Annotated in this window: 19 protein-coding genes; 4 read left to right on the forward strand and 15 right to left on the reverse strand. The window is 62.0% G+C overall.

Going from position 1 to position 21956, the window contains the following annotated elements; translation table 11 throughout:
- Positions 1 to 27: 27 nt before the first annotated feature.
- The gene (locus R8871_RS13220) at positions 28 to 726 is read right to left on the reverse strand and encodes a hypothetical protein (RefSeq protein ID WP_175050887.1); all 699 of its coding nucleotides are present in this window, start codon (positions 724 to 726) and stop codon (positions 28 to 30) included.
- A gap of 89 nt (positions 727 to 815) precedes the next feature.
- Here R8871_RS13220 and R8871_RS13225 point away from each other — a divergent pair, with 89 nt between their 5' ends.
- Positions 816 to 1055, forward strand: a complete 240-nt coding sequence (locus R8871_RS13225) for a hypothetical protein (RefSeq protein WP_175050888.1) — start codon at positions 816 to 818, stop codon at positions 1053 to 1055.
- A 470-nt stretch (positions 1056 to 1525) separates the two neighbouring features.
- On the opposite strand, the gene R8871_RS13230 is transcribed toward R8871_RS13225, so the two are convergent.
- From R8871_RS13230 to R8871_RS13275, 10 genes are all read right to left on the reverse strand, one after another.
- A complete protein-coding gene (locus tag R8871_RS13230; RefSeq protein WP_175050889.1) occupies positions 1526 to 3697 on the reverse strand; it encodes an ABC transporter ATP-binding protein in 2172 nt (723 codons plus the stop codon).
- Positions 3694 to 4572 carry an ABC transporter permease gene (locus tag R8871_RS13235; protein WP_175050890.1) on the reverse strand — a complete coding sequence of 293 codons (879 nt, stop codon included), beginning with the start codon at positions 4570 to 4572 and terminating at the stop codon, positions 3694 to 3696. Before R8871_RS13235 ends, R8871_RS13230 begins: the two co-directional genes overlap by 4 nt.
- Positions 4569 to 5579 (reverse strand): ABC transporter permease, encoded by a 1011-nt coding sequence (locus R8871_RS13240; RefSeq protein WP_175050891.1) that lies wholly within the window; start codon positions 5577 to 5579, stop codon positions 4569 to 4571. The genes R8871_RS13235 and R8871_RS13240 overlap by 4 nt, the downstream gene beginning before the upstream one ends.
- A 105-nt stretch (positions 5580 to 5684) precedes the next feature.
- Positions 5685 to 7355 carry an ABC transporter substrate-binding protein gene (locus tag R8871_RS13245; protein ID WP_175050892.1) on the reverse strand — a complete coding sequence of 557 codons (1671 nt, stop codon included), beginning with the start codon at positions 7353 to 7355 and terminating at the stop codon, positions 5685 to 5687.
- Between the two features lie 333 nt (positions 7356 to 7688).
- Positions 7689 to 8708: a HoxN/HupN/NixA family nickel/cobalt transporter gene (locus tag R8871_RS13250; protein ID WP_175050893.1), complete on the reverse strand. Its 1020-nt coding sequence runs from the start codon at positions 8706 to 8708 to the stop codon at positions 7689 to 7691.
- Positions 8709 to 8726: 18 nt separating this feature from the next.
- On the reverse strand, positions 8727 to 9242 hold the full coding sequence (locus R8871_RS13255; protein ID WP_093638871.1) for a cupin domain-containing protein: 516 nt from the start codon (positions 9240 to 9242) through the stop codon (positions 8727 to 8729).
- Between the two features lie 213 nt (positions 9243 to 9455).
- Positions 9456 to 11561, reverse strand: a complete 2106-nt coding sequence (gene fusA, locus R8871_RS13260) for an elongation factor G (protein ID WP_175050894.1) — start codon at positions 11559 to 11561, stop codon at positions 9456 to 9458.
- A 314-nt stretch (positions 11562 to 11875) separates the two neighbouring features.
- Positions 11876 to 12382, reverse strand: a complete 507-nt coding sequence (locus R8871_RS13265; protein ID WP_054042654.1) for a DUF192 domain-containing protein — start codon at positions 12380 to 12382, stop codon at positions 11876 to 11878.
- Between the two features lie 145 nt (positions 12383 to 12527).
- Positions 12528 to 12722: a hypothetical protein gene (locus R8871_RS13270; protein WP_011489640.1), complete on the reverse strand. Its 195-nt coding sequence runs from the start codon at positions 12720 to 12722 to the stop codon at positions 12528 to 12530.
- A 466-nt stretch (positions 12723 to 13188) separates the two neighbouring features.
- On the reverse strand, positions 13189 to 13758 hold the full coding sequence (locus R8871_RS13275) for a pseudouridine synthase (protein ID WP_175050895.1): 570 nt from the start codon (positions 13756 to 13758) through the stop codon (positions 13189 to 13191).
- Positions 13759 to 14086: 328 nt separating this feature from the next.
- Here R8871_RS13275 and icd point away from each other — a divergent pair, with 328 nt between their 5' ends.
- A complete protein-coding gene (gene icd / locus R8871_RS13280; RefSeq protein WP_175050896.1) occupies positions 14087 to 15343 on the forward strand; it encodes an NADP-dependent isocitrate dehydrogenase in 1257 nt (418 codons plus the stop codon).
- 287 nt (positions 15344 to 15630) lie between these two features.
- On the opposite strand, the gene R8871_RS13285 is transcribed toward icd, so the two are convergent.
- Positions 15631 to 15837 carry a cold-shock protein gene (locus R8871_RS13285; protein WP_007180614.1) on the reverse strand — a complete coding sequence of 69 codons (207 nt, stop codon included), beginning with the start codon at positions 15835 to 15837 and terminating at the stop codon, positions 15631 to 15633.
- A gap of 553 nt (positions 15838 to 16390) precedes the next feature.
- Between R8871_RS13285 and clpS the strand changes: the two genes are divergently transcribed.
- Together clpS and clpA are read left to right on the forward strand one after the other, a co-directional pair.
- Positions 16391 to 16705, forward strand: a complete 315-nt coding sequence (gene clpS / locus R8871_RS13290; RefSeq protein WP_006050100.1) for an ATP-dependent Clp protease adapter ClpS — start codon at positions 16391 to 16393, stop codon at positions 16703 to 16705.
- Positions 16702 to 18999 carry an ATP-dependent Clp protease ATP-binding subunit ClpA gene (gene clpA / locus R8871_RS13295; RefSeq protein WP_074282414.1) on the forward strand — a complete coding sequence of 766 codons (2298 nt, stop codon included), beginning with the start codon at positions 16702 to 16704 and terminating at the stop codon, positions 18997 to 18999. Before clpS ends, clpA begins: the two co-directional genes overlap by 4 nt.
- Before the next feature lie 128 nt (positions 19000 to 19127).
- Here the strand turns inward: clpA and dut are convergent, their stop codons facing one another.
- The 3 genes from dut to coaBC all read right to left on the reverse strand — a co-directional run bounded on the left by dut (position 19128) and on the right by coaBC (position 21898).
- Entirely contained in the window at positions 19128 to 19574 is a 447-nt protein-coding gene (gene dut, locus R8871_RS13300; RefSeq protein WP_175050897.1) for a dUTP diphosphatase, read from the reverse strand.
- A gap of 14 nt (positions 19575 to 19588) precedes the next feature.
- Entirely contained in the window at positions 19589 to 20608 is a 1020-nt protein-coding gene (locus tag R8871_RS13305; RefSeq protein ID WP_175050898.1) for an LLM class flavin-dependent oxidoreductase, read from the reverse strand.
- A gap of 75 nt (positions 20609 to 20683) precedes the next feature.
- Positions 20684 to 21898, reverse strand: a complete 1215-nt coding sequence (gene coaBC, locus R8871_RS13310; RefSeq protein WP_175050899.1) for a bifunctional phosphopantothenoylcysteine decarboxylase/phosphopantothenate--cysteine ligase CoaBC — start codon at positions 21896 to 21898, stop codon at positions 20684 to 20686.
- Positions 21899 to 21956 lie beyond the last annotated feature (58 nt).

Here is a 21956-nt window from a genome sequence, read left to right on the forward strand (position 1 = left end):
TAGCGACGGGTAGGGCGCGGGGGCCCCCTACCCGGGAAACAGGCGACTGTCAGTGCCCGTTTCCTCCGCCATTGCCACCATTGCCGCCGCCACCCTTGCCTCCGTGACCGCCGCCGGAGCCTCCGCCAAAGCCGCCGCCGAACCCGCCACCGAAGCCTCCGCCAAAACCACCACCGGGGCCGCCTTTTCCGCCGCCAAACCCGCCGCCGGGGCCGCCGCCGCAACCGCAGCCGCCGCTCCCGCTGCTGCCGCCACCGCTGCTGCCACCGCCGCTGCTGCCACCGCCGCTGCTGCCACCGCCGCTGCTTCCACCGCCACTGCTTCCACCGCCACTGCTTCCGCCACCGCTGCTTCCGCCGCCACTGCTTCCACCGCCGCTGCTTCCGCCACCGCTGCTGCCACCGCCGCTGCTGCCACCGCCGCTGCTTCCGCCGCCGCTGCTTCCGCCACCGCTGCTTCCGCCACCGCTGCTGCCACCGCCGCTGCTTCCGCCACCGCTGCTTCCGCCACCGCTGCTACCGCCGCCGCTGCTTCCGCCACCGCTGCTTCCGCCACCGCTGCTGCCACCGCCGCTGCTTCCGCCACCGCTGCTTCCGCCGCCACTGCTGCCACCGCCGCTGCTGCCACCGCCGCTGCCACCGCCGCTGCCGCCGCCGTTACCCTTACCGCCGCCACTGCCCGAGCCTGCTGCGCCGCCGGCGCCATTGCCGCTCGCACCCGAGCCACCGCTGCCTGCGCTCGCCGCGCCGTTGCCGCCGCGATGCTGCGCGCACCCTCCGATACTGGTGCTTGTGCAATCGCGCGGACTGAACACAATGGCTGCGTCGTCGGCAGCGGTCGGTTCATCAGGCGCGGTGCCGGTCGCCGCTGCGCCCGCCGCCGAACTGTCGTCCTGCACGCTTTGCGTCGCTGCGTGCGCGCCGCTCGCAGGCATGGGCGCATCGGCAACCGTCATCAACTTGGGGACCGCATCCGTTGACGCCGAATACGCGACCTGCGTGATCAGCAAAGCTACGCCCGCTGCGATTGCTGTACTCCGTAAGACCCCGAAGTAGTACTGATTGAATTTTCTGGTTTTCATCACGTCTCTCCCGAGGGGACGCCGACACCTCGCTGTCGCCATCTCCCACGCTGAACCGCCGACGCCGGGCCTGTCTGAGCGCTAGCCTCGTCGCCCCCCGAGTCTGTTTTGCGGATGCAAGTCAAACACCATCACCGTCTTCCCGACGCCGTAGCCGGTTTGCTGACAAACGCTTGCGTGCGCTTCAGCCGATACCGTTCAAACGCGCTTCGTCACGTATCGCTTCCTGTCGCTGCGATTCGCCCAAGCGGCGCTTCCGGCTCTCTCTCTCTCGATCTCTTCTGGATTCGAATGTCTGGACAGTACTTAGCGATATCCATGCCACGGTCCGCAAAGCCTTGCGGCGACGGGTGTCGAATAGGGGTGTGCGATGGCCGCGAGGAAAAAACGCAGGAAAATGTTTCGATGATGAAACGCGCGACCGGAAAGCCGCTTTATTACGCGTTATTCGTTACGCGCGGCGTTTTCCGGTGCGTTTTCCGAACCGTTGCCGGAGACCTTGCCGGCGTTGTCGCGCGCGGCGGATTGCAGTACACGCAGGTCGTCGACGGGAATATGGCAGCGGATGCGATGCGCGGACGGCTGACCCGCGTCACCGCTGCCGGCTTCGAGGAAGGGAGGGTCTTGCTGCTCGCAGATCGCTCCGAGTTTGCGCGGGCAGCGCGTATGGAACACGCAACCGGACGGCGGCGATGCCGCACTCGGCAGATCGCCGGACAGCCGTATGCGGGCGGTGTTGTCGTGGGCGTCGAGTGTCGGCACCGAAGACAGTAGCGCCTCGGTGTAGGGATGATGCGGTCCGCCGAAAACCGCGGCTGCCGGTCCGATCTCCAGCAGGCGGCCGAGGTACAGCACGGCGATGCGATCCGACAGATAGCGCACCACATGCAGATCATGCGAGATGAACACGTAGCTCACACCACGCTCGCGCTGCAGATCGGCGAGCAGGTTGAGGATCGCGGCCTGCACGGAGACGTCGAGCGCCGACGTGGGTTCGTCGCAAACCACCACGCGCGGCTCACCGGCAAACGCGCGCGCGATCGCCACGCGCTGCTTGAGTCCGCCGGACAACTGACGCGTGCGCGAGCCGAGATAGCGCTCGGGCAAACGCACGGCTGCTGTCAATGTAGCGAGCCGCTCGTCGATAGCGGCGCCGCGCAGTGCGGTGAGTCGCGACAACGCACGACCGATCAACCGCTTCACCGAATGCGCGCGATTGAGCGCCGAGTCGGGATTCTGGAACACGATCTGCAGCGACTTGACCTGCTCGTCGTTGCGTCGCGTGACGCGCGCGGCGAGGGGGGTGCCGTCGAGTTCGAGTACGCTGCCCGCATCCGGTGTGAGCAGGCCGAGCATCAGTTTCGCGAGCGTCGTCTTGCCGCTGCCGGATTCGCCGACAAGGCCGAGCGTTTCGCCACTGGCGAGATCGATCGAAACGTTGTCGACCGCGCGCAGCGGCGCGCCGGACACGTGGAATGTCTTCGAGAGTTTTTCTGCGCGCAGCACGAGAGCAGGGCGCTCGCTCTCACGCGACTCATCGCCATGCAGGGGCAATCCCTCCGCAGACGCGCGCGGCAGTTCGATTGCGCGTTCGTGATAATGGCAGCGCGACATCTGATCGCCGTGTGCGGCACTCACGCGATAAGGCGGCGGTGCTTCACGGCGACAGCGGTCGTCGGCGAGACGGCAACGGTCGGCATAAATGCAGCCTTGCGTGACCGAACCGGGCAAGGGCAAATTGCCTGCGATGGTGTCGAGCCGCTCGGTGTCCTTGCTGCGTCCCGTGGTCGGCAAACAGCGCAGCAGTCCAACCGTATAGGGATGACGCGGCCGCGCGAACACGTCCTGGGTGGCGCCTTCCTCAACCAGCTTGCCTGCGTACAGCACGCCGACGCGCTCGCACATCCGGCCGATCACCGCGAGGTTGTGGCTGATGAACAGCACCGCGGTGCCGAGCTCTTCGCGCAGTTGCGCCACGAGATCGAGCACTTCGGCTTCGACGGTGGCGTCGAGGCCGGTGGTCGGTTCGTCGAGAATCAGCAAGGCAGGGTTCGAGGCGAGCGCCATGGCGATCACTACGCGCTGCTGCATGCCGCCCGACAACTGATGTGGATAGCTGTCCATCACGCGCTCGGGCGAAGCAATGCGCACTCGCTGCAGTATCTCGACCGTACGCTGCACTGCTTCGTCACGCGAGACGCCGGCGGCTTCGAAGGCTTCCGTGACTTGCCGCGCGATCGTCAGTGACGGATTCAATGCGCGGCCTGGGTCCTGATAGACCATTGAAATCGCGTTCGCGCGCATCGTGCGCAACGCGTCGGCGTCGAGCTTCTGCACGTCCTGGCCGGCGATGATGATCTTGCCGGCCTTCACCTTGCCGTTACGCGGCAGATAGCGCAGCGCGGCCATTGCGACCGTCGATTTACCGCAGCCCGATTCGCCGACGAGGCCATAGGCTTCGCCGCGCCGCACGCGAAACGATACGTCCTGCAGCACTTCGCGATCACGTCCACGCATCCGGTACGTGACCGTCAGGCCGACGACGGTCAGCGCATCGGTGCGATCGCTCTTCGAAACGTCGAAGGCGGGGAACGAGGCGGGCGGCGGGCCGTTCATCGGTCGAGCACTCCTTGCACGCTATCGGCGATCAGATTCACGCCGACCACGAGCGAAGCGATGGCGCCGGCCGCGAACACCACGGTCCACCATGCGCCTCCCGCCATCAGCGTGTACGACTCGGACAGCGCGAGGCCCCAATCCGCGGAAGGCGGCTGAATGCCGAAGCCGAGAAACGACAACGTGGCGACCGCGAAAATGGCATACCCGAGACGCACGGTCGCCTCGACGATGATCGGCGGCAACACGTTCGGCAGAATCTCCGCGAACATGATGTACGGCGCGCGTTCACCGCGCAGTTGCGCAGCGGCGACGTAGTCCAGATGCCGTTCGGCAAACACGGCGGCGCGTACCGTACGCGCGGTGATCGGCGTGAAGGTAATGCCGATCACGAGAATCACGGTGAAGTTCGATGCACCGACCGCGGCCAGCGCGAGCAACGCGACGATCACGAGAGGCAGCGCGAGCACGGCGTCGATCGCGCGGCCCACGACGTTGTCGACCCAGCCTTCGAAGTAGCCGACGATCAGGCCCAACGCCGTTCCCGCGACAGTGCCGAGCAGGGTCGCCAACGGCGCGATGGTCAGAATGTCGCGCGCGCCGACAATGACTCGGGAGAACACGTCACGACCGAGTTGATCGGTGCCGAACCAATGCGTGCCATCGGGCGGCGTGAGCGAGTTGAGTGGGTCGGAGGCATACGGGTCGATCCGCACGATCCATTGCCCGGCGATTGCACAGACGATCCACCATCCAACGATCAACACGCCGGCCACAAACGTGGGCGAGCGCAGCAGCACGCGCAACTGATCGAAGCGCGGTTCAGTAGCCGGGCGTGGCGCGGGCGGCGCGGCCGGCGGAACGATGGTGCTCATTCGGCGCTCCTCACTCGCAGTCGCGGATTAAGCAGGATATGCAGTGCATCGGCGACAAGGTTGGCGACGGTGTAGACCACGCCGATTGTCAGCACGCCCGCTTCGAGCATCGGAAAATCCTTGGCCTTGGCGGCGTTGTAGATCAGCGAGCCGATACCTTGATAGTGGAACAGCGTCTCGACCACTACGAGGCCGCCGATCATGTAGCCGAGTTGCGTGGCGGCGACGGTGATGGTCGGCAGCAGCGCATTGCGTAACACGTGCCGCCAGATCACGGTACGGCGCGGCAAGCCTTTGAGGATTGCGGTGCGGGTGTAGTCCGCATCGAGCGCTTCGACGGTGCCCGCGCGCGCCATTCTCGCGATGTAGCCGAAGAACACCAGCACCAGCGGCAGCACCGGCAGAATCAGGTGCTGCAATTGTTCGAGCGCGCTCGCTTCGGGCGGATACGACGCTTCGATCGGTAACCAGCGCAGCCACACGCCGAACACCAGAATCAGCACGATCGACGAGACGAACTCCGGCACCACGGTCGCCGACAACCCGGCGATGCTAATGGTGCGATCGAGCCAACGTCCTGCATGCATGGCCGACCACACACCGCCTGCAATGCCGAGCGGCACGACGACGATAAACGCGAGCAGACCGAGCTTGGCCGAATGCGCCAGCGCGTCGGCGATAAACGGCGCAACCGGTTCGCGGTACGCATAGGAAAGCCCCATGTCGCCGCGCACGAAATGCGAGATCCACTCGACGTATTGCGTCATGAGCGGCCGGTCTGCGCCGAGCTGATGATTAAGCGCGGCGACCGCGCGCGCATCGGCGAGCGGCCCGAGCACGGCGCGGCCGATATCGCCAGGCAGCAACTGGCCACCCGCGAACACGATCACGGACAGCAGCCACAGCGTAATCAACGACAAACCGACTCGCGTCGCCAGAAACCGCACGACACGGCCGGCATTGCCGTTGGGGACCGGAGAGGCGGAAGGGGTCACCGTGGTCGACATTGTGATCTCCTGCCGAAGAAGTGCCGTGCGCTCATGCTTTCCATGGCTTTTGCGCCCACTGCTTTCGTGTTCACTGCTTTTGCGTCCACCGCTTTTGCGTCCACATCACGCGCTCAACACCGCGCGGTCGAAATAGAGTTGCGCGAGCGCGGTAAAACGTACGCCGTTCACACCCTTGCGCATCGCGATCAACTGATCGTAAAAGAACGGAATGATCACGGGCGTTTCATCGAGCAGCAGCGTCTGGATCTGTCCGGAGATTTTCTTCTGCGTGCCGAGGTCGACTGCCGCGACGAATTGCGCGACCAGTTGATCGTATTGCGGGTTCTTGAAGTGCGCGGCGTTCCACGTGCCGGTGCTGGTGAGCGGCGCGTTCAGAAACACGTTCGGCACGCCGCGATGACCGTAATCGGTGATGCCGAGCGGCGAGTCGAGCCAATCCGATTTGCCCGGTGTGCCCGCGCCGTAGTACAGCGACTGACTCTCCACCTTCAGGTTGATACGCACGCCGATCGCCTTCGCCGCGTTCTGCACGACCACCGCGAGATCGGGAATCTCCATGTACTTCTCGGTGGTCAGCGTGACGTCGAAACCATTCGGCACGCCCGCTTGCGCAAGCAGTTGCTTCGCCTTCGCGGTGTCGATCCTGCGTTGCGCGACGCCCGCATCGGACGACGGAAATACCGGTGCGAACGGGCTGTCGTTGCCGATCTGTGCACGGCCCTTGAACAGCCCTCGCACCAGCACGTCGCGATCGAGCGACAAGGCCAGCGCCTGGCGCACGCGTTTGTCCTTGAACAGCGGGCTGTCGTTGCGCATATGAATCTGGCGATGCGCGCTCGACTTCACGCCGACTGCCTTGTAGTCCGGATTGTTCAGAATGCCGGCGCCGCCCTGCACGGTGAATGTGCCCATTACATCGGCCTGATGGCCTTGCAACGCGAGCATTTGCGCCTGCTCGTCGGCGTAGAACGAAAACTGTACGCGTTGCGGTAACGCTTTTTCGCCCCAGTAGTCCGGATTGCGCACGAACGAGGCGCCGACCTTCGCCTGATACTTTTCGAGCTTGAACGGACCGGTGCCGATGAAGCTCTTTTCATAACCACCTGCATAGTTCGCGGGCAGGATCACGGCGTTGAAATTGTCCGAGGAAACGTAGTACGGGAAATTGCCGTTCGGTGCATCGAGATGGAAGGCGACCGTGTGCTCGTCGACGACCTTCGCACCGCCTTTCGACAGCACGCCCTTCAACACCGAGAGCGCCGCCGAACCGCTCGCCGGATCGGCGAGGCGGTCGAAGGTGGCGACGACGTCTTTGGCGGTGAACGCCTGGCCGTCGTGGAATTTGACGTTCGGGCGCAGCGCGAAGGTCCACACGTCGCCCTTATCGTTCGCTTTCCACGACAAGGCGAGCGCCGGCCTCAGCATGAGCTTTTCGCCGTCGTCGTCGATCAGGAATTCGCCGGTCTGGTTCAGCAGCGCGAGACTCGCGGCATCGTTCACGGTGAGCGGATCGACCGCGCCGGCCGGCGTCAGATGGGCCACACGGATTGTCTGGTTAGACGGACTCGCTGCGCCTTGCGCACGGGCCTGCGGTGCGTTCAGCACGCCGCCGCCAACCAGCGACAAACCGATCACGCTGGCATAGCGCAGCAGATCGCGGCGCGTGATGCGGCCGGCGACGAATTCGTCGATGGCGTGGTTGCCGTAGGCGTCGGCGGTGCGGCGGGCTAAGGCCAACTCGAGTTCGGGAAATCGGTCCGCGGGAGTCTTCATCGATGGAGTGTCCAGTCCGTTCTGCTGTCGGTTCTGAAGGGCCGCGCCGGATACGCGCGACAAGGCGACTTATTGCAATGACGAAAAGCTGCAGTGCGCTGCAGTGCTGAAAAGCGGTTTCAGTGTAAGCGATTGGCCACCGGTTCGGCGCGCCTGCGGCGCGGTCCGGTCGCCGTTTGGCGTATAAAAGGGCCGGCGTGTGTCGTCACGACAACGCTCGGCGGGCTGTCTCGCCCGGCCTGTGTGAAGCCCAGGATGCCGCAGCGCGGAAATTGCCGTTGCGTCGCCACCGCTGTGGAAACCTTACCGATTCTCCGCGCAGGCGAACTGGATTTACCGCGCAACCGTGTCGGCGCGGCGCCAGCGATGGAACAGCACCGAGCCGATCCAGCACGCCATGAAGGTTGCGACGATGCCGTAACCCAGGGCGCCGAAGTGCTCGTTGAGACTGCCCACTGCGTCCCAAACACCGCCGTTCAGACCGAGTTTGTCCGACAGCAGTCCCAGCGCTTCAACGCCGCCAATGACGATCGCCACCACCGCCGAAACGAACGTGATGCTCGCGTTGTAGTAGAGCTTGCGCTTCGGATCGTCCATGGCCCAGCCGTAGGCGTGGACCATCAGTACGTTGTCGGTCGAATCGACCAGCGTCATGCCCGCGGTGAAGAGCGCCGGGAACACGAGGATCGAATACAGCGGCAGACCTTTGCCGGCTTCGGACGCGGCAATTGCCAGCAGGCCGATCTCGGTCGCGGTGTCGAAGCCAAGGCCGAACAGCACGCCGACGGGGTACATGTGCCAGCTTTTCGTCACGAGCCGGAACATCGGCCGCAATGCGCGCGACAGCAGACCGGCGGGCGCGATGCTCGCCGTCGTTTCAGTAGCGAGTTCGCTGCCGCGTTGGACGTGGCGATAGCGCCGCCACACATCGCGCAGAATCACGAGATTCACGCACGCCAGCACGAGCAGAAACACCGCCGACACAACCGTGCCGATCGGGCCGCCGACCGCCTTGAAGGTCTCGAAGCGACCGTGCAGCGAATGAGCCGTCCACGCAATGCCGATCGTCGCGAGGATCACGATCGTCGAATGCCCCAGCGAAAACGCCAGGCCCACGCCGAGCGGCCGCTTGCCCGCCTGCATCAGCTTGCGCGTGACGGCATCGATCGCGGCGATGTGGTCCGCATCTACGGCGTGGCGCAGACCGAAACCGTAGGCGAGCAGCGCGGTGCCGAGCAGCAGCGGATAGTGGCGAAACGCGATCAGCGCCCACGCCCATGCGCCGAGATTGGCGGCGATCAGGACGGCATACAGCGTGATGAGGCGAGGGCGCAGCGAGGCGGTCGGCGTCATGAGTTGCGTGAAAGAGGTTTAGTGATCGTGCGGATGTTTGTGAATCGGATCGACCCAGAAGACCGTTTCCGGCGCTTCCACGGCGTCGATATTCAGATTCACCACCACCGCTTCATTGTCGCTGCGCACCAGCACGCATTCGAGCGGGTCATCGGTGCTCGCGTTGATTTCCTGGTGCGGCACGTAGGGCGGCACGAAGATGAAGTCGCCCGGGCCCGCTTCGGCCGTGAACTCGAGATGCTCGCCCCAGCGCATGCGTGCCTGACCTCGCACCACGTAGATGACGCTTTCGAGCGCGCCGTGATGATGCGCGCCGGTCTTCGCATTCGGATGGATCGTGACCGTGCCGGCCCAGATTTTCTGTGCGCCGACGCGCGCCGCGTTGATCGCCGCCGCGCGATTCATGCCCGGCGTTTGCGCGGTATTGCTGTCGAGCTGGTCGCCCTTGATGACCTTGACGCCGTGCTCGCGCCAGTCGATTGGCGCCGCCGGTTGTTCATCCTTGTAGTGCGGGTGTTCGTGATCCTGGCTCATGGTGTGTCTCCTCGTGGGCGTGAGTCCGGGCGGTCAGCACGGCGCCGTTTGGCATTTTTGCATGTTCAAAAACGTGTGTGTTGCCGGCTGCCCCAGGCGGCGTCGCGGACGAAAAAAAGGCCCATCCACAGGGACGGGCCTTTTGCTGTCTGCCTTCATGGCGTCGTATTGCATTGCGGGGTGCAGCACATGGCGTATTGCAGCCCGCGGTGCTTACTTCTGCTTCGCGTTGATCACGGCTTCCGCGACGTTGTTCGGCGTTTCAGCGTAGTGCTTGAACTCCATCGTGTACGTCGCGCGGCCTTGCGTTGCCGAACGCAGCGACGTCGAATAGCCGAACATCTCCGCGAGCGGTACTTCGGCGCGTACCAGCTTGCCACCGCCGCCGGCGATGTCTTCCATGCCTTGCACCATGCCGCGACGGCTCGACAGATCGCCCATCACGTTGCCCATGAAGTCTTCCGGCGTTTCCACTTCGACGGCCATCATCGGTTCGAGCAGTACCGGCTTGGCCTTGCGCATGGCGTCCTTGAACGCCATCGAACCGGCCATGCGGAACGCGTTTTCGTTCGAGTCGACGTCGTGGTACGAACCGAAGGTCAGCGTCACCTTCACGTCGACCACCGGATAGCCTGCCAGCACGCCGGCCTTCAGCGTTTCCTGAATGCCCTTGTCGACCGCCGGAATGTATTCACGCGGAATCACGCCGCCCTTGATCGCGTCGACGAATTCGTAGCCCTTGCCCTGCGGCGCCGGCTCCAGCGTGATCACAGCGTGACCGTACTGACCGCGGCCGCCCGACTGCTTGACGAACTTGCCTTCGACGTCCTCGATCTTGTTGCGCACCGTTTCGCGGTAAGCCACCTGCGGCTTGCCGACGGTGGCCTCAACGCCGAACTCGCGCTTCATCCGGTCGACCAGAATTTCCAGGTGCAACTCGCCCATCCCCGAGATGATGGTCTGGCCGGATTCTTCATCCGTTTGCACGCGGAACGACGGGTCTTCCTGCGCCAGACGATTGAGCGCGATGCCCATCTTTTCCTGGTCGACCTTGGTCTTCGGCTCGACGGCCTGCGAAATCACCGGCTCCGGGAAGATCATCCGTTCGAGGATGATCACGTGATTCGGATCGCACAGCGTGTCGCCGGTAGTGGCTTCCTTCAGGCCGACGGCCGCGGCAATGTCGCCCGCGTAGACTTCCTTGATTTCCTTGCGCTCGTTCGCATGCATCTGCAGGATCCGGCCGAGGCGTTCCTTCTTTTCCTTGACCGCGTTGTAGACCGTGTCGCCCGAATTCACCACGCCCGAATAGACACGGAAGAAAATCAGCTGGCCGACGAACGGGTCGGTCATGATCTTGAAGGCGAGCGCCGAGAACGGATCGGTGTCAGTCGGATGGCGCTCGATTTCCTTGTCGTACTCGTCGTGACCCGTGATAGCGGGCACGTCGATCGGCGACGGCAGATAGTCGATCACCGCGTCGAGCATGGCTTGCACGCCCTTGTTCTTGAACGCGCTGCCGCACAGCATCGGCACGATCTCGTTGGCGATGGTACGCACACGAATGCCGTGCTTGATTTCCTCTTCGGTTAGCGTGCCGCCGTGCAGATATTTGTCGAGCAATTCCTCGCTCGCTTCAGCGGCGGACTCGACCATCTTGTCGTGCCATTCCTTCGCGGTAGCTTCGAGTTCGGGCGGAATGTCGCGGTACTCGAACTTGATGCCCTGGTTCTCTTCGTCCCAGTAGATCGCCTTCATCTTGACGAGGTCGACCACGCCCTGGAAATGATCTTCCGCGCCGACCGGAATCTGGATCGGCACCGCGTTGCCCTTCAGGCGATCGCCGATCTGCCGCTGCACGCGGAAGAAGTCCGCGCCGACGCGGTCCATCTTGTTGACGAACGCAATACGCGGCACCTTGTACTTGTTCGCCTGACGCCACACGGTTTCGGATTGCGGCTGCACGCCGCCGACCGAGTCGTACACCATGCAGGCGCCGTCGAGCACGCGCATCGAGCGCTCAACTTCAATCGTGAAGTCGACGTGACCCGGGGTGTCGATGATGTTGATCCGGTGTTCTGGATAGTTGCCGGCCATACCCTTCCAGAAAGCAGTCGTGGCAGCCGATGTGATCGTGATGCCGCGCTCCTGCTCCTGTTCCATCCAGTCCATCGTCGCAGCACCGTCGTGAACCTCGCCGATCTTGTGGGTCACGCCTGTGTAGAACAGGATGCGTTCAGTGGTGGTGGTTTTGCCGGCGTCGATGTGAGCGCTAATGCCGATATTCCGGTAGCGCTCGATGGGAGTCTTGCGGGGCACGTGAACCTCCTTGAAATGGCGCGCCTGAAACGCTTGCCGGGCGGCAGTCTGTGCTGCCCGGGGAGCCTTGGATGCTGCTTTGCCAAGAATACTAGGATAGCGCGTCGGCCTGTCTTTTGCAGGAATCTTGCCAGCCGCGTGTGAAGGCCTGCTCGTATGGGCTCGCGGGCCGACGCCGGCGTCTGCCGCGTGGTGCCGGGCATCGCCCGCCCCGCGCTGAATGCAAAAAAGCCGGCGCCTCGCGAAAGGCACCGGCTTTATCTGAAAAGCGGCCGCTGAAGAATCGGCAGGGTGTCGTCGTGGTCGACGCGCCTTTATTGCGCGGCCGGCAAGCCCTGGATTTTCATGCCCGGTTTGATGCCTTTTGACGAGAACCAGCCCTTGCTCATTTCCAACGCATACACGCCATTGTTCTTCGGGCAGTGATTGTTGGTGGTCTCGGCCTGCATCTCGTCGATGTCGGTGACCGTGCCGTCGGCGCGCATGAACGCGATCGACAGCGGGATCAACGTGTTCTTCATCCAGAAGCAATGCACGGCGTTTTCATTGAAGACGAACAGCATGCCTTCATTCGGCGCGAGGGTCGTGCGATACATCAGGCCTTGTTCGCGATCGGCGTCGTTAGCGGCAACGGCTGCGTCGATGACGAACATGCCCGCGGTCAGCTTTGCGCGAGGAAAATCGCCGGGCTGCTTCGCACCGGCCGGCATCTGTTGCGCATGAGCGGGGGCAGCGGTGGTCGCGGCGAACGACATCGCGGCGAGCGGCAGTGCAACGGCAACAGCGAAACGCGCAATCAACGAGCGCATGGGAAATCGCACGGCATGACTCCTTGCTGGAATTTAACTCGCGAATGTTACGCGAGCGCGTCAAAAACAAAAAGGCAGATCGCCTTGCGGTGATCTGCCTTTCAACGCCGTAAGAACGGCAATGAAGCTAGTTCTTGACTGCGTTTTTACAACAAACTTACTCCGAAGCGCCCGAAGCTGCAGCTGCAGCTGCTGCCTTCTTGTGCGACTTCTTGTGAGCGTGCTTCGTGGTCTTCTTTGCCGACGAAGCTGCTGCTGCCGGAGCTGCCGAAGCTGCTGCCGGTGCCGAAGCTTGTGCGAATGCTGCCGTTGCGAAGAGACCAGCGACCAGAGCGGCGATCAGTTTGTTCATTTTGTGAATCCTCAGCTTTAGTTGATTAACCAAATGACCCGGTTATATGTAGAGTCATGTCGGTAAACGTGCCATCCACCTTTCGGTTGACAGCCGCATCGAACATTTTTTTCGACACGTCTGCTTAGCGCTCAGACTCCCCGTACTCACCGCGAGAGCGGCGTGTGCAAAGGCCCTTAAGGCTGAATGCCGGATAGCTTCGGGCGGCATCTGCGTCGAATAACGCGTGAGCTCGCGCACCGGTTGACGTGAATTTTGCGGAAAATTTATATGCCTTCATGCAGAAGCAAATGAATGGCTGCAACGCGATCGTCAACGCAACTGTTTCACGCGTTTTTCATATTGGTTTCACGCGCTATTTTGTTTGCGGATACAACGAGTTAGCTTTTTCGCTGCGGGTCAGAATATTAGATCGATGCAGGTTCAGTGCCGGTTCGGTGCAGACATGGCACGCGTGTAAACGCATTCAGACGATGCCTTCCCACGGAGCCTTCAGCGGCAATTCGACACTCTCTCCCGGCTGCAGCCCGAGCGAAAAAATATCGAGTGCGCCGATGCCGGCGCGCACGAGACGCAATGTCGGGAATCCCACCGCCGCGGTCATGCGTCGCACCTGGCGGTTCTTGCCTTCGGTGATCGACAACTCGATCCATGTGGTGGGAATTGCGGCGCGATAGCGGATCGGCGGCGTGCGGGCCCAAAGCGAATCGGTCGGCTCGACGTATTCGGCACGGCAGGGCCGCGTCACGTAATCGCCGAGATCGACACCGCGTGCGAGCTTCTTCAAGGTGGCATCATCGACTGCGCCTTCCACCTGTGCCCAATAGCGTTTGACCAGTTTGTGACGCGGCTCGGCGATGCGTGCCTGCAGCGCGCCGTCGTCGGTAAGGAGAAGCAGCCCTTCGCTATCGGAGTCGAGCCGGCCTGCGGGATAGATGCCGGGCACCTTCACCCAATCGGCCAGCGACGCCCGCGTTTCGTGCGGCGAAAACTGACAGATGGTGCCGAACGGTTTGTTCAGGGCGAGGAGTCGCATAGAGGAATCGATGAAGGTCGAGCGGCGGCAGTAGCGTGCCGCGCAGGCCAGGAAGGGCGCTGGCTCGGTAGTAAATGGCGGAATAATAATGCATAATGAGCCGCTCTAAGTCTTATGTCTTATATAAGATATAAGAATATGTACCGTGTGGTCTTGATTTTCGACAATGTTGGAAAACCCCGAGCCGCATACGGCCTCGTTGCTGCGTTGGCGTGGGCTAGAATAGGCGACCAGGCCGCTCGCAGGCGTCCGGCATTGCGTAGCGAGGAGCACCCAGTTTCCGCAGTCTCCCATCAGCTTTCAGCACAGCCTTCACTGGAGTCCGATCATGCCGTACCAGCACATCAAGGTTCCGACCGGCGGTGACAAGATCACCGTCAACGCCGATTTCTCGCTCAACATTTCCGACCAGCCGATCATTCCGTATATCGAAGGCGACGGAACGGGGCTCGACATCACGCCGGTGATGTTGAAGGTGGTGGATGCCGCAGTAGAAAAAGCCTACGCGGGTAAAAAGAAAATCCACTGGATGGAAATCTACGCCGGCGAGAAGTCGACCAAGGTGTACGGCCCGGACGTGTGGCTGCCGGAAGAAACGTTGCAGGTGCTGAAGGAATACGTCGTCTCGATCAAGGGGCCGCTCACCACGCCGGTAGGCGGCGGTATCCGCTCGCTGAACGTTGCGCTGCGCCAGGAACTCGATCTGTATGTTTGCCTGCGCCCCGTGCAGTACTTCAAGGGCGTGCCTTCACCGGTTCGTGAACCTGAGAAGATCGACATGGTGATTTTCCGCGAGAACTCGGAAGACATCTATGCCGGCATCGAGTGGCCTGCCGGGTCGGAAGACGCGAAGAAGGTCATCAAGTTCCTGCGCGAAGAAATGGGTGTGAAGAAGATCCGTTTCCCGGAAACCTCGGGGATCGGTGTCAAGCCGGTGTCGCGCGAAGGCACGGAGCGCCTGGTGCGCAAGGCGATCCAGTATGCGATCGACAACAATCGCCGCTCGGTCACGCTGGTGCACAAAGGCAACATCATGAAGTTCACCGAAGGCGCGTTCCGCGACTACGGTTATGCGCTGGCGCAGAAGGAATTCGCCGCGGAGCTGATCGACGGCGGTCCGTGGATGAAGATCAAAAACCCGAAAACGGGTGGCGACGTCGTGGTGAAAGACGTGATTGCGGACGCGTTCCTGCAGCAGATCCTGCTGCGTCCGGCGGAATACGACGTGATCGCCACGCTGAACCTGAACGGCGACTACATTTCAGACGCGCTGGCCGCGCAAGTCGGCGGTATCGGGATTGCGCCGGGGGCGAACATGTCGGATTCGGTCGCAATGTTCGAAGCCACCCATGGCACGGCGCCGAAGTACGCCGGCAAAGACTACGTAAATCCGGGGTCGGAAATTCTCTCGGCTGAAATGATGCTGCGTCACATGGGTTGGACCGAAGCGGCCGATCTAATCATCAAGTCGATGGAAAAGTCGATTCTGCAAAAGCGGGTCACCTATGACTTCGCGCGCCTGATGGAAGGCGCGACGCAGGTGTCCTGCTCGGGCTTTGGCCAGGTGTTGATCGAAAACATGTAAGCGATTCGCGCTGGTTTTTCCAGCCTGAGTCAAAACCCCGGCGTCGTGAGGCGGCCGGGGTTTTTTTACGGCCGGCGGCAGTTGGTGAGCATCGAAAGCGTTTGGAAAGGGAAGCGAGTGTCCGTTATTTGGGTATTCGCGTTATCGATGTGTCAAACGACGTCTCAAACAATGTCTCAAACAACGCCTCAAGCGACGGTCGCGATTTGCCGTAAATTAGAATGTGCCGCCCAAAAAAAGAAACCCGGCAAGAAGCCGGGTTTCAAAAGGACGGGTAACGAACAGTATCAGGCAGGTGCCTGGATGTTCGATGCCTGTTTGCCTTTCGGGCCTTGCACGACCTCGAAGGTTACTTTTTGACCTTCCTTGAGGGTCTTGAACCCATTCATCTGGATGGCCGAGAAGTGTGCAAACAGATCCTCACCACCTTCGTCAGGCGTGATGAATCCGAAACCTTTTGCGTCATTGAACCATTTGACCGTACCAGTTGCCATTCCAACTTCCCCTGTAACTCATGTCACTACCACGAGCCCTCGAAAAGCTCGACGACCGCGCGATGCAGCCGCTCCCTCCTCACAAGCTCACCATCGGCATTTTTTCGATTTATGGCGCAGTGAAAAAAGTGCCAGCTTGATTGTTGAGGCTCTTTATTCGAGTGTCAAGAAAATTTTGAGACGTCGTTGTCGCGTTGCAAACAGGCGTTTTCCAGGGTTTTTCCCGCTTTTGTTTTCTTATGTGCGGTTGCCCAAGCGTGGCGTCTTGAAAAGTCGCATAATCGACTCACATGCTGTTCTGCGGGTCGCACACCGTCCGCTGGCTTGGGGCGTGCCGTCAGCCAGCATGGGCAGGTTGTGCGATACTCGATCCGACTGCGGCGCAGCACGGCCGCGACGCATCACAGGATAGGGGCCGGCTCCGCAATCGGCTCGTCGAATGACGCACCGCTTTGGGGTATTTACCCATCAGGCGGGAGCGAACGGGCTCACCGGCCGGTCGGCCGGGTTTTGACAGGATTGCGGGCCTGTCCTAGTTGTTTAGAATGGGTGTATGGCGATTATCCCGGACAAGCAGGACGGCACCGTACTGGAGCGGCAGGAAAAGAAGCTGAAGCCGCCTTCCATGTACAAGGTAGTGCTGCTGAATGACGACTTCACGCCAATGGAATTTGTCGTGATGATCGTGCAGGAATATTTCAATAAAGATCGTGAAACCGCAACGCAGGTGATGTTGAAGGTGCATCGCGAGGGCAGGGGAGTTTGTGGGGTCTATACGCGGGACATCGCGTCGACCAAAGTCGAGCAAGTCGTTACCCACGCACGGCAGGCCGGGCATCCGCTGCAGTGTGTGATGGAGGAAGCATGATTGCCCAGGAACTGGAAGTCAGCCTGCACATGGCGTTCATGGAAGCACGCCAGGCGCGGCACGAGTTCATAACGGTCGAACATCTTTTGCTGGCACTGTTGGACAATCCAACAGCGGCGGAGGTGTTGCGTGCATGCGCGGCCAATATCGAGGATCTGCGCCAGAACCTGCGCAACTTCATTCATGACAACACGCCGACCGTGCCTGGCACGGACGACGTCGACACGCAGCCCACGCTGGGTTTCCAGCGTGTGATCCAGCGCGCGATCATGCATGTGCAATCCACCTCGAATGGCAAGAAGGAAGTGACCGGCGCGAATGTGCTGGTGGCGATCTTCGGCGAGAAGGATTCGCACGCGGTGTACTACCTGCAACAGCAGGGCGTGACGCGTCTGGACGTGGTGAATTTCATCTCGCACGGCATCGCCAAGACCAGCAGCACGGACGCCGCGAAAGCGAGCGACGCGAATGCCGAGTCCGACGAAGCCGCCGCGCAGAAAGAAACGCCGCTCGCCCAGTTCACGCAGAACCTGAACCAGATGGCGAAAGACGGCCGCATCGACCCGCTGATCGGGCGCGAGTCGGAAGTCGAGCGCGTGGTCCAGGTGCTATGCCGTCGCCGCAAGAACAATCCGCTGCTGGTCGGTGAGGCCGGGGTCGGCAAGACCGCGATCGCCGAAGGGCTCGCCTGGCGCATTACGCGCGGCGAAGTGCCGGATATTCTGGCCGATGCGCAGGTGTACTCGCTCGACATGGGCGCGCTGCTTGCCGGCACCAAATATCGCGGCGACTTCGAACAACGCCTGAAGACGGTCCTCAAGGAATTGAAGGAACGTCCGCACGCAATCCTGTTCATCGACGAAATTCATACGCTGATCGGCGCGGGTGCTGCGTCGGGCGGCACGCTGGACGCATCGAATCTGCTGAAGCCGGCTTTGTCGTCGGGCACGTTGAAGTGCATCGGTGCAACCACGTTCACGGAATATCGCGGCATCTTCGAAAAAGACGCGGCGTTGTCGCGCCGTTTCCAGAAGGTCGACGTGACCGAGCCGACCGTCGAGCAGACGGTGGCGATCCTGCGCGGCCTGAAGTCGCGCTTCGAAGAGCACCATGGCGTGAAGTATTCGTCGGGCGCGCTGTCGGCGGCGGCTGAGTTGTCGGCACGCTTCATCACGGATCGTCATCTGCCGGACAAGGCGATCGACGTGATCGACGAAGCGGGCGCGGCGCAACGCATCCTGCCGAAGTCGAAGCAGAAGAAAACCATCGGCAAGAACGAGATCGAAGAAATCATCTCGAAGATTGCGCGCGTCCCGCCGCAAAGCGTGTCGCAAGACGATCGCAGCAAACTGCAAACGCTGGATCGCGATCTGAAGAGCGTGGTGTTCGGGCAAGACCCGGCTATCGACGCACTGTCGGCCGCGATCAAGATGGCGCGCGCAGGTCTCGGCAAGCTGGACAAGCCGATCGGCGCATTCCTGTTCTCCGGCCCCACCGGCGTCGGCAAGACGGAAGTGGCGAAGCAACTGGCGTTCACGCTGGGGATCGAATTGATCCGCTTCGATATGTCGGAATACATGGAGCGTCACGCGGTCAGCCGTTTGATCGGCGCGCCGCCGGGCTATGTCGGTTTCGACCAGGGCGGTCTGTTGACCGAAGCTGTCACGAAGAAGCCGCATTGCGTGCTGCTGCTCGACGAAATCGAGAAGGCGCATCCGGACATCTACAACGTGCTGCTGCAGGTCATGGACCACGGCACGCTGACGGACAACAACGGCCGCAAGGCGGATTTCCGCAACGTCATCATCATCATGACGACGAACGCGGGCGCCGAGGCAATGGGCAAGGCGGTGATCGGCTTCACGAATCGTCGGGAAACCGGCGACGAAATGGTCGATATCAAGCGCATGTTCACGCCGGAGTTCCGTAACCGTCTGGACGCAACGATCAGCTTCCGCTCGCTCGATGAAGAAATCATCATGCGCGTGGTCGACAAGTTCCTGATGCAGCTGGAAGATCAGTTGCACGAGAAGAAGGTCGACGCGCTCTTCACCGACGCGCTGCGTGCTCACCTCGCGAAACACGGTTTCGATCCGTTGATGGGCGCGCGGCCGATGCAACGTCTGATCCAGGACACGATCCGTCGTGCGCTGGCCGACGAGCTGCTGTTCGGCAAGCTGATGAACGGCGGTCGTGTGACGGTCGACGTGGATGCGGAAGACAAGGTGCAGTTGACCTTCGACGAGCATCCGGCGCCGCGTAATCCGAATCCGGAAGCGGTTGAGGTTGAATAAGTCGGTCGAGTAAGCGTTTCAGTCTCATCTGAAAGCAGAACGGCGCGGGTTGAACCCCGCGCCGTTCTGCTTTTTGCGCTCTGGATTGCGTCACTTTGCGGTTTATGCCGCAAAGTGATACGGCATCCTTAGTGCTTGCCCGTGCTGCCGAAACCGCCGGCACCACGCTCGCTTTCCGCAAAATCATCCACGATATTGAACTCGGCTTGCACGACCGGCACGATCACCAGTTGCGCAAGGCGTTCCATTGGATTCAGCACGAACGTGGTCTCGCCGCGATTCCACGTCGAAATCATCAGTTGCCCTTGATAATCTGAATCGATCAACCCGACCAGGTTGCCGAGCACGATGCCGTGCTTATGACCCAGACCCGAACGCGGCAGAATCAACGCCGCATACCCCGGATCGCCGACGTGAATCGCCAGACCCGTTGGCACCAATGCGGTTTCGCCGGGTTTGAGGGTCAACGGTTCGTCGAGGCAGGCGCGCAGGTCGAGCCCCGCGCTGCCGGTGGTTGCGTAGGCCGGGAGTTGTTCGCGCATGCGCGCATCGAGAATCTTCAGGTCGAGTTTCATGCAGGGTCGAAGGTTTAAGGAGTGGAGGCCGGGCGTCCGAGTTGGAACGCGTCGGCGAGAAGTTCATAGGAGCGTAGCCGGGCGCGATAGCTACCCGCAACGGTGAGCACGATCAATTCGTCAGCCTGGAACTGCTCCTGCAAAGCATGCAGCCGTTCAGTGACGGTTTCCGGCGTGCCGATGATGCTGCGCGGCTTTTCGCGGTCGATCACCAGCCGCTCGCGTTCGCCGTACTCCTGCGCGATGCCTTGTTCGATCGTTGGGATCGGTTCGTTCAGGCCATAGGCCATTTGCACACGACGCAGGTCGACAGCCTTTTCCAGATCGGCGGCTTCCTGTTCAGTGTCCGCGCAAATTACGAAGACGGCGGCGGCGAGATACGGCTGCTGCGTTTCCAGGCTGGCTTTGAAGCGCTCACGATAGGCAAGCGCCACCTGGTGCCCGAAATGCGCATTGATGAAATGCGCGAACGCGAAGCGGATACCGAGTTGTGCCGCCAGCAGGCCACCGAATTCGCTCGAGCCGAGCATCCACAGTTGCGGGCGTGTCGCGATCTGCGGCTGCAGCAGCACGCCGTGCGCAATGTGATCGTCGGGCAACGTGCCGTGCATCAGGCCGACCAGATCGGCAACCTGCTGCGGGAAAATGTCACCGCGGTTGTAGGCGCCGGCTGCGACCGCCTGCGCCGTTTGCATGTCGCCGCCCGGCGCGCGGCCTACGCCGAGGTCGATCCGATTCGGGAATAGCGCCTCGAGCATCATGAACTGCTCGGCGACCTTGAACGGGCTGTAGTACGGCAGCATCACGCCGCCGGAGCCCAGACGAATGCGTTGGGTGACACTGCCGAGGCGCGCCAGCATCACCTCGGGGCACGGGTTCGATACGCCACGCAAGCCGTGATGCTCGGCGCACCAGTAGCGCGTGTAGCCGAGATCGTCAGCCAGTTGCGCGAGTTCGACGGTGGCGGCAATTGCGTCCGCCACCGAGTGCCCGCCGATCACGGGCGTTTGATCGAGCACGGAAAGTAGCGTCATGTCAGTACTGCTCCAGATAATTCGGTGCGCCAAAGGCGCTCGCGGCGAACGCAGCTTGCGCCGCCGCGCATAGCTTTAGCGGATCAGACTTGGGTCGGGCAGACGTCTGGCAATTTCCACGATCAAGGCGCGCGCGAGCGTCTGCTTGTCGGCACGCGGCAGTTTGGTTGCACCGCCTGCTTCGAACAGGATGACCTCGTTGTCGTCGAGTCCGAAAGTGAGTGGGCCGAGATTGCCGATCAGAAGCGGCACGTTCTTGCGCGCGCGCTTTTCCTCACCATGCACTTCGAGGTCGCCGCTTTCCGCTGCGAAACCGACTGCGAAAGGTGGATGCGGCAGCCTGGCGACCGAGGCCAGAATGTCCGGATTCTCGACGAACGTGAAGGTGGGCAAGGTGCGCTCGGCGGTCTTCTTGATCTTGTGCTCGCTGGCGTGATCGACGCGCCAGTCGGCTACCGCGGCCACGCCGATGAAGATGTCGGCGTCCGCGACCGAGTGCATCACCGCGTCATGCATTTGTTGCGCCGTTTGCACGTCTTGGCGGAATACGCCCCACGGTGTTTCCAGCGCGACCGGACCGGCGATCAGATGTACCTCGGCGCCGGCTTGTTGCGCGGCACGCGCCAGCGCAAAACCCATCTTGCCGCTCGAACGATTGGTGATGCCGCGCACTGGATCGAGCGGCTCGAAGGTCGGCCCGGCGGTAAGCAATACACGACGGCCGGACAGGATCTTCGGTGAGAAGAATGACGCGATCGCTTCGTAAGTCGCTGCCGCTTCGAGCATGCGACCGTCGCCGACTTCGCCGCACGCTTGCGGACCCGAATCGGGGCCGAGCACTTCGATGCCGTCCGCGCGCAGCTGCGTGACGTTGCGTTGGGTAGCCGGGTTTTGCCACATCTGCCGGTTCATCGCCGGCACGACTAGCAGCGGACAATCGCGCGCGACACAGAGTGTGGAGAGCAGATCGTCGGCCATGCCGTGCGCGAGTTTGGCGAGGAAATCGGTGGAGGCGGGCGCGATGACGATCGCGTCGGCTTCACGCGAGAGATCGATGTGCGCCATGTTGTTCGGCACGCGAGCGTCCCACTGGCTCGTGTAGACCGGTCGGCCGGACAGCGCCTGCATCGTGACGGGGGTGATGAACTGCGTGGCCGCTTCGGTCATGACGACCTGCACGGTCGCGCCGGCCTTGGTCAACAGACGCGTGAGTTCGGCGATCTTGTAGCAGGCGATGCCGCCCGTCATGCCGAGGACGAGGTGTTTTCCTGCGAGTTCTGCGGTTGCCAACGAAAGCCTCCGACAAAGCGTGGTGGCCGGTGGTGGCACAGTCCACCGCCACCGGCCT

Source organism: Paraburkholderia sediminicola, from assembly GCF_902859805.1.
GTDB classification, from domain to species: Bacteria; Pseudomonadota; Gammaproteobacteria; order Burkholderiales; family Burkholderiaceae; genus Paraburkholderia; species Paraburkholderia sediminicola.

Bases quoted from the DNA above. Each gene is read 5' to 3' on its own strand.
- R8871_RS13225 (WP_175050888.1), top strand. From the start codon at position 816: ATGGCTGCGTCGTCGGCAGCGGTCGGTTCATCAGGCGCGGTGCCGGTC.
- R8871_RS13230 (WP_175050889.1), bottom strand. From the start codon at position 3,697: ATGAACGGCCCGCCGCCCGCCTCGTTCCCCGCCTTCGACGTTTCGAAG.
- R8871_RS13235 (WP_175050890.1), bottom strand. From the start codon at position 4,572: ATGAGCACCATCGTTCCGCCGGCCGCGCCGCCCGCGCCACGCCCGGCT.
- R8871_RS13240 (WP_175050891.1), bottom strand. From the start codon at position 5,579: ATGTCGACCACGGTGACCCCTTCCGCCTCTCCGGTCCCCAACGGCAAT.
- R8871_RS13245 (WP_175050892.1), bottom strand. From the start codon at position 7,355: ATGAAGACTCCCGCGGACCGATTTCCCGAACTCGAGTTGGCCTTAGCC.
- R8871_RS13250 (WP_175050893.1), bottom strand. From the start codon at position 8,708: ATGACGCCGACCGCCTCGCTGCGCCCTCGCCTCATCACGCTGTATGCC.
- R8871_RS13255 (WP_093638871.1), bottom strand. From the start codon at position 9,242: ATGAGCCAGGATCACGAACACCCGCACTACAAGGATGAACAACCGGCG.
- R8871_RS13270 (WP_011489640.1), bottom strand. From the start codon at position 12,722: ATGAACAAACTGATCGCCGCTCTGGTCGCTGGTCTCTTCGCAACGGCA.
- R8871_RS13275 (WP_175050895.1), bottom strand. From the start codon at position 13,758: ATGCGACTCCTCGCCCTGAACAAACCGTTCGGCACCATCTGTCAGTTT.
- icd (WP_175050896.1), top strand. From the start codon at position 14,087: ATGCCGTACCAGCACATCAAGGTTCCGACCGGCGGTGACAAGATCACC.
- R8871_RS13285 (WP_007180614.1), bottom strand. From the start codon at position 15,837: ATGGCAACTGGTACGGTCAAATGGTTCAATGACGCAAAAGGTTTCGGA.
- clpS (WP_006050100.1), top strand. From the start codon at position 16,391: ATGGCGATTATCCCGGACAAGCAGGACGGCACCGTACTGGAGCGGCAG.
- clpA (WP_074282414.1), top strand. From the start codon at position 16,702: ATGATTGCCCAGGAACTGGAAGTCAGCCTGCACATGGCGTTCATGGAA.
- dut (WP_175050897.1), bottom strand. From the start codon at position 19,574: ATGAAACTCGACCTGAAGATTCTCGATGCGCGCATGCGCGAACAACTC.
- R8871_RS13305 (WP_175050898.1), bottom strand. From the start codon at position 20,608: ATGACGCTACTTTCCGTGCTCGATCAAACGCCCGTGATCGGCGGGCAC.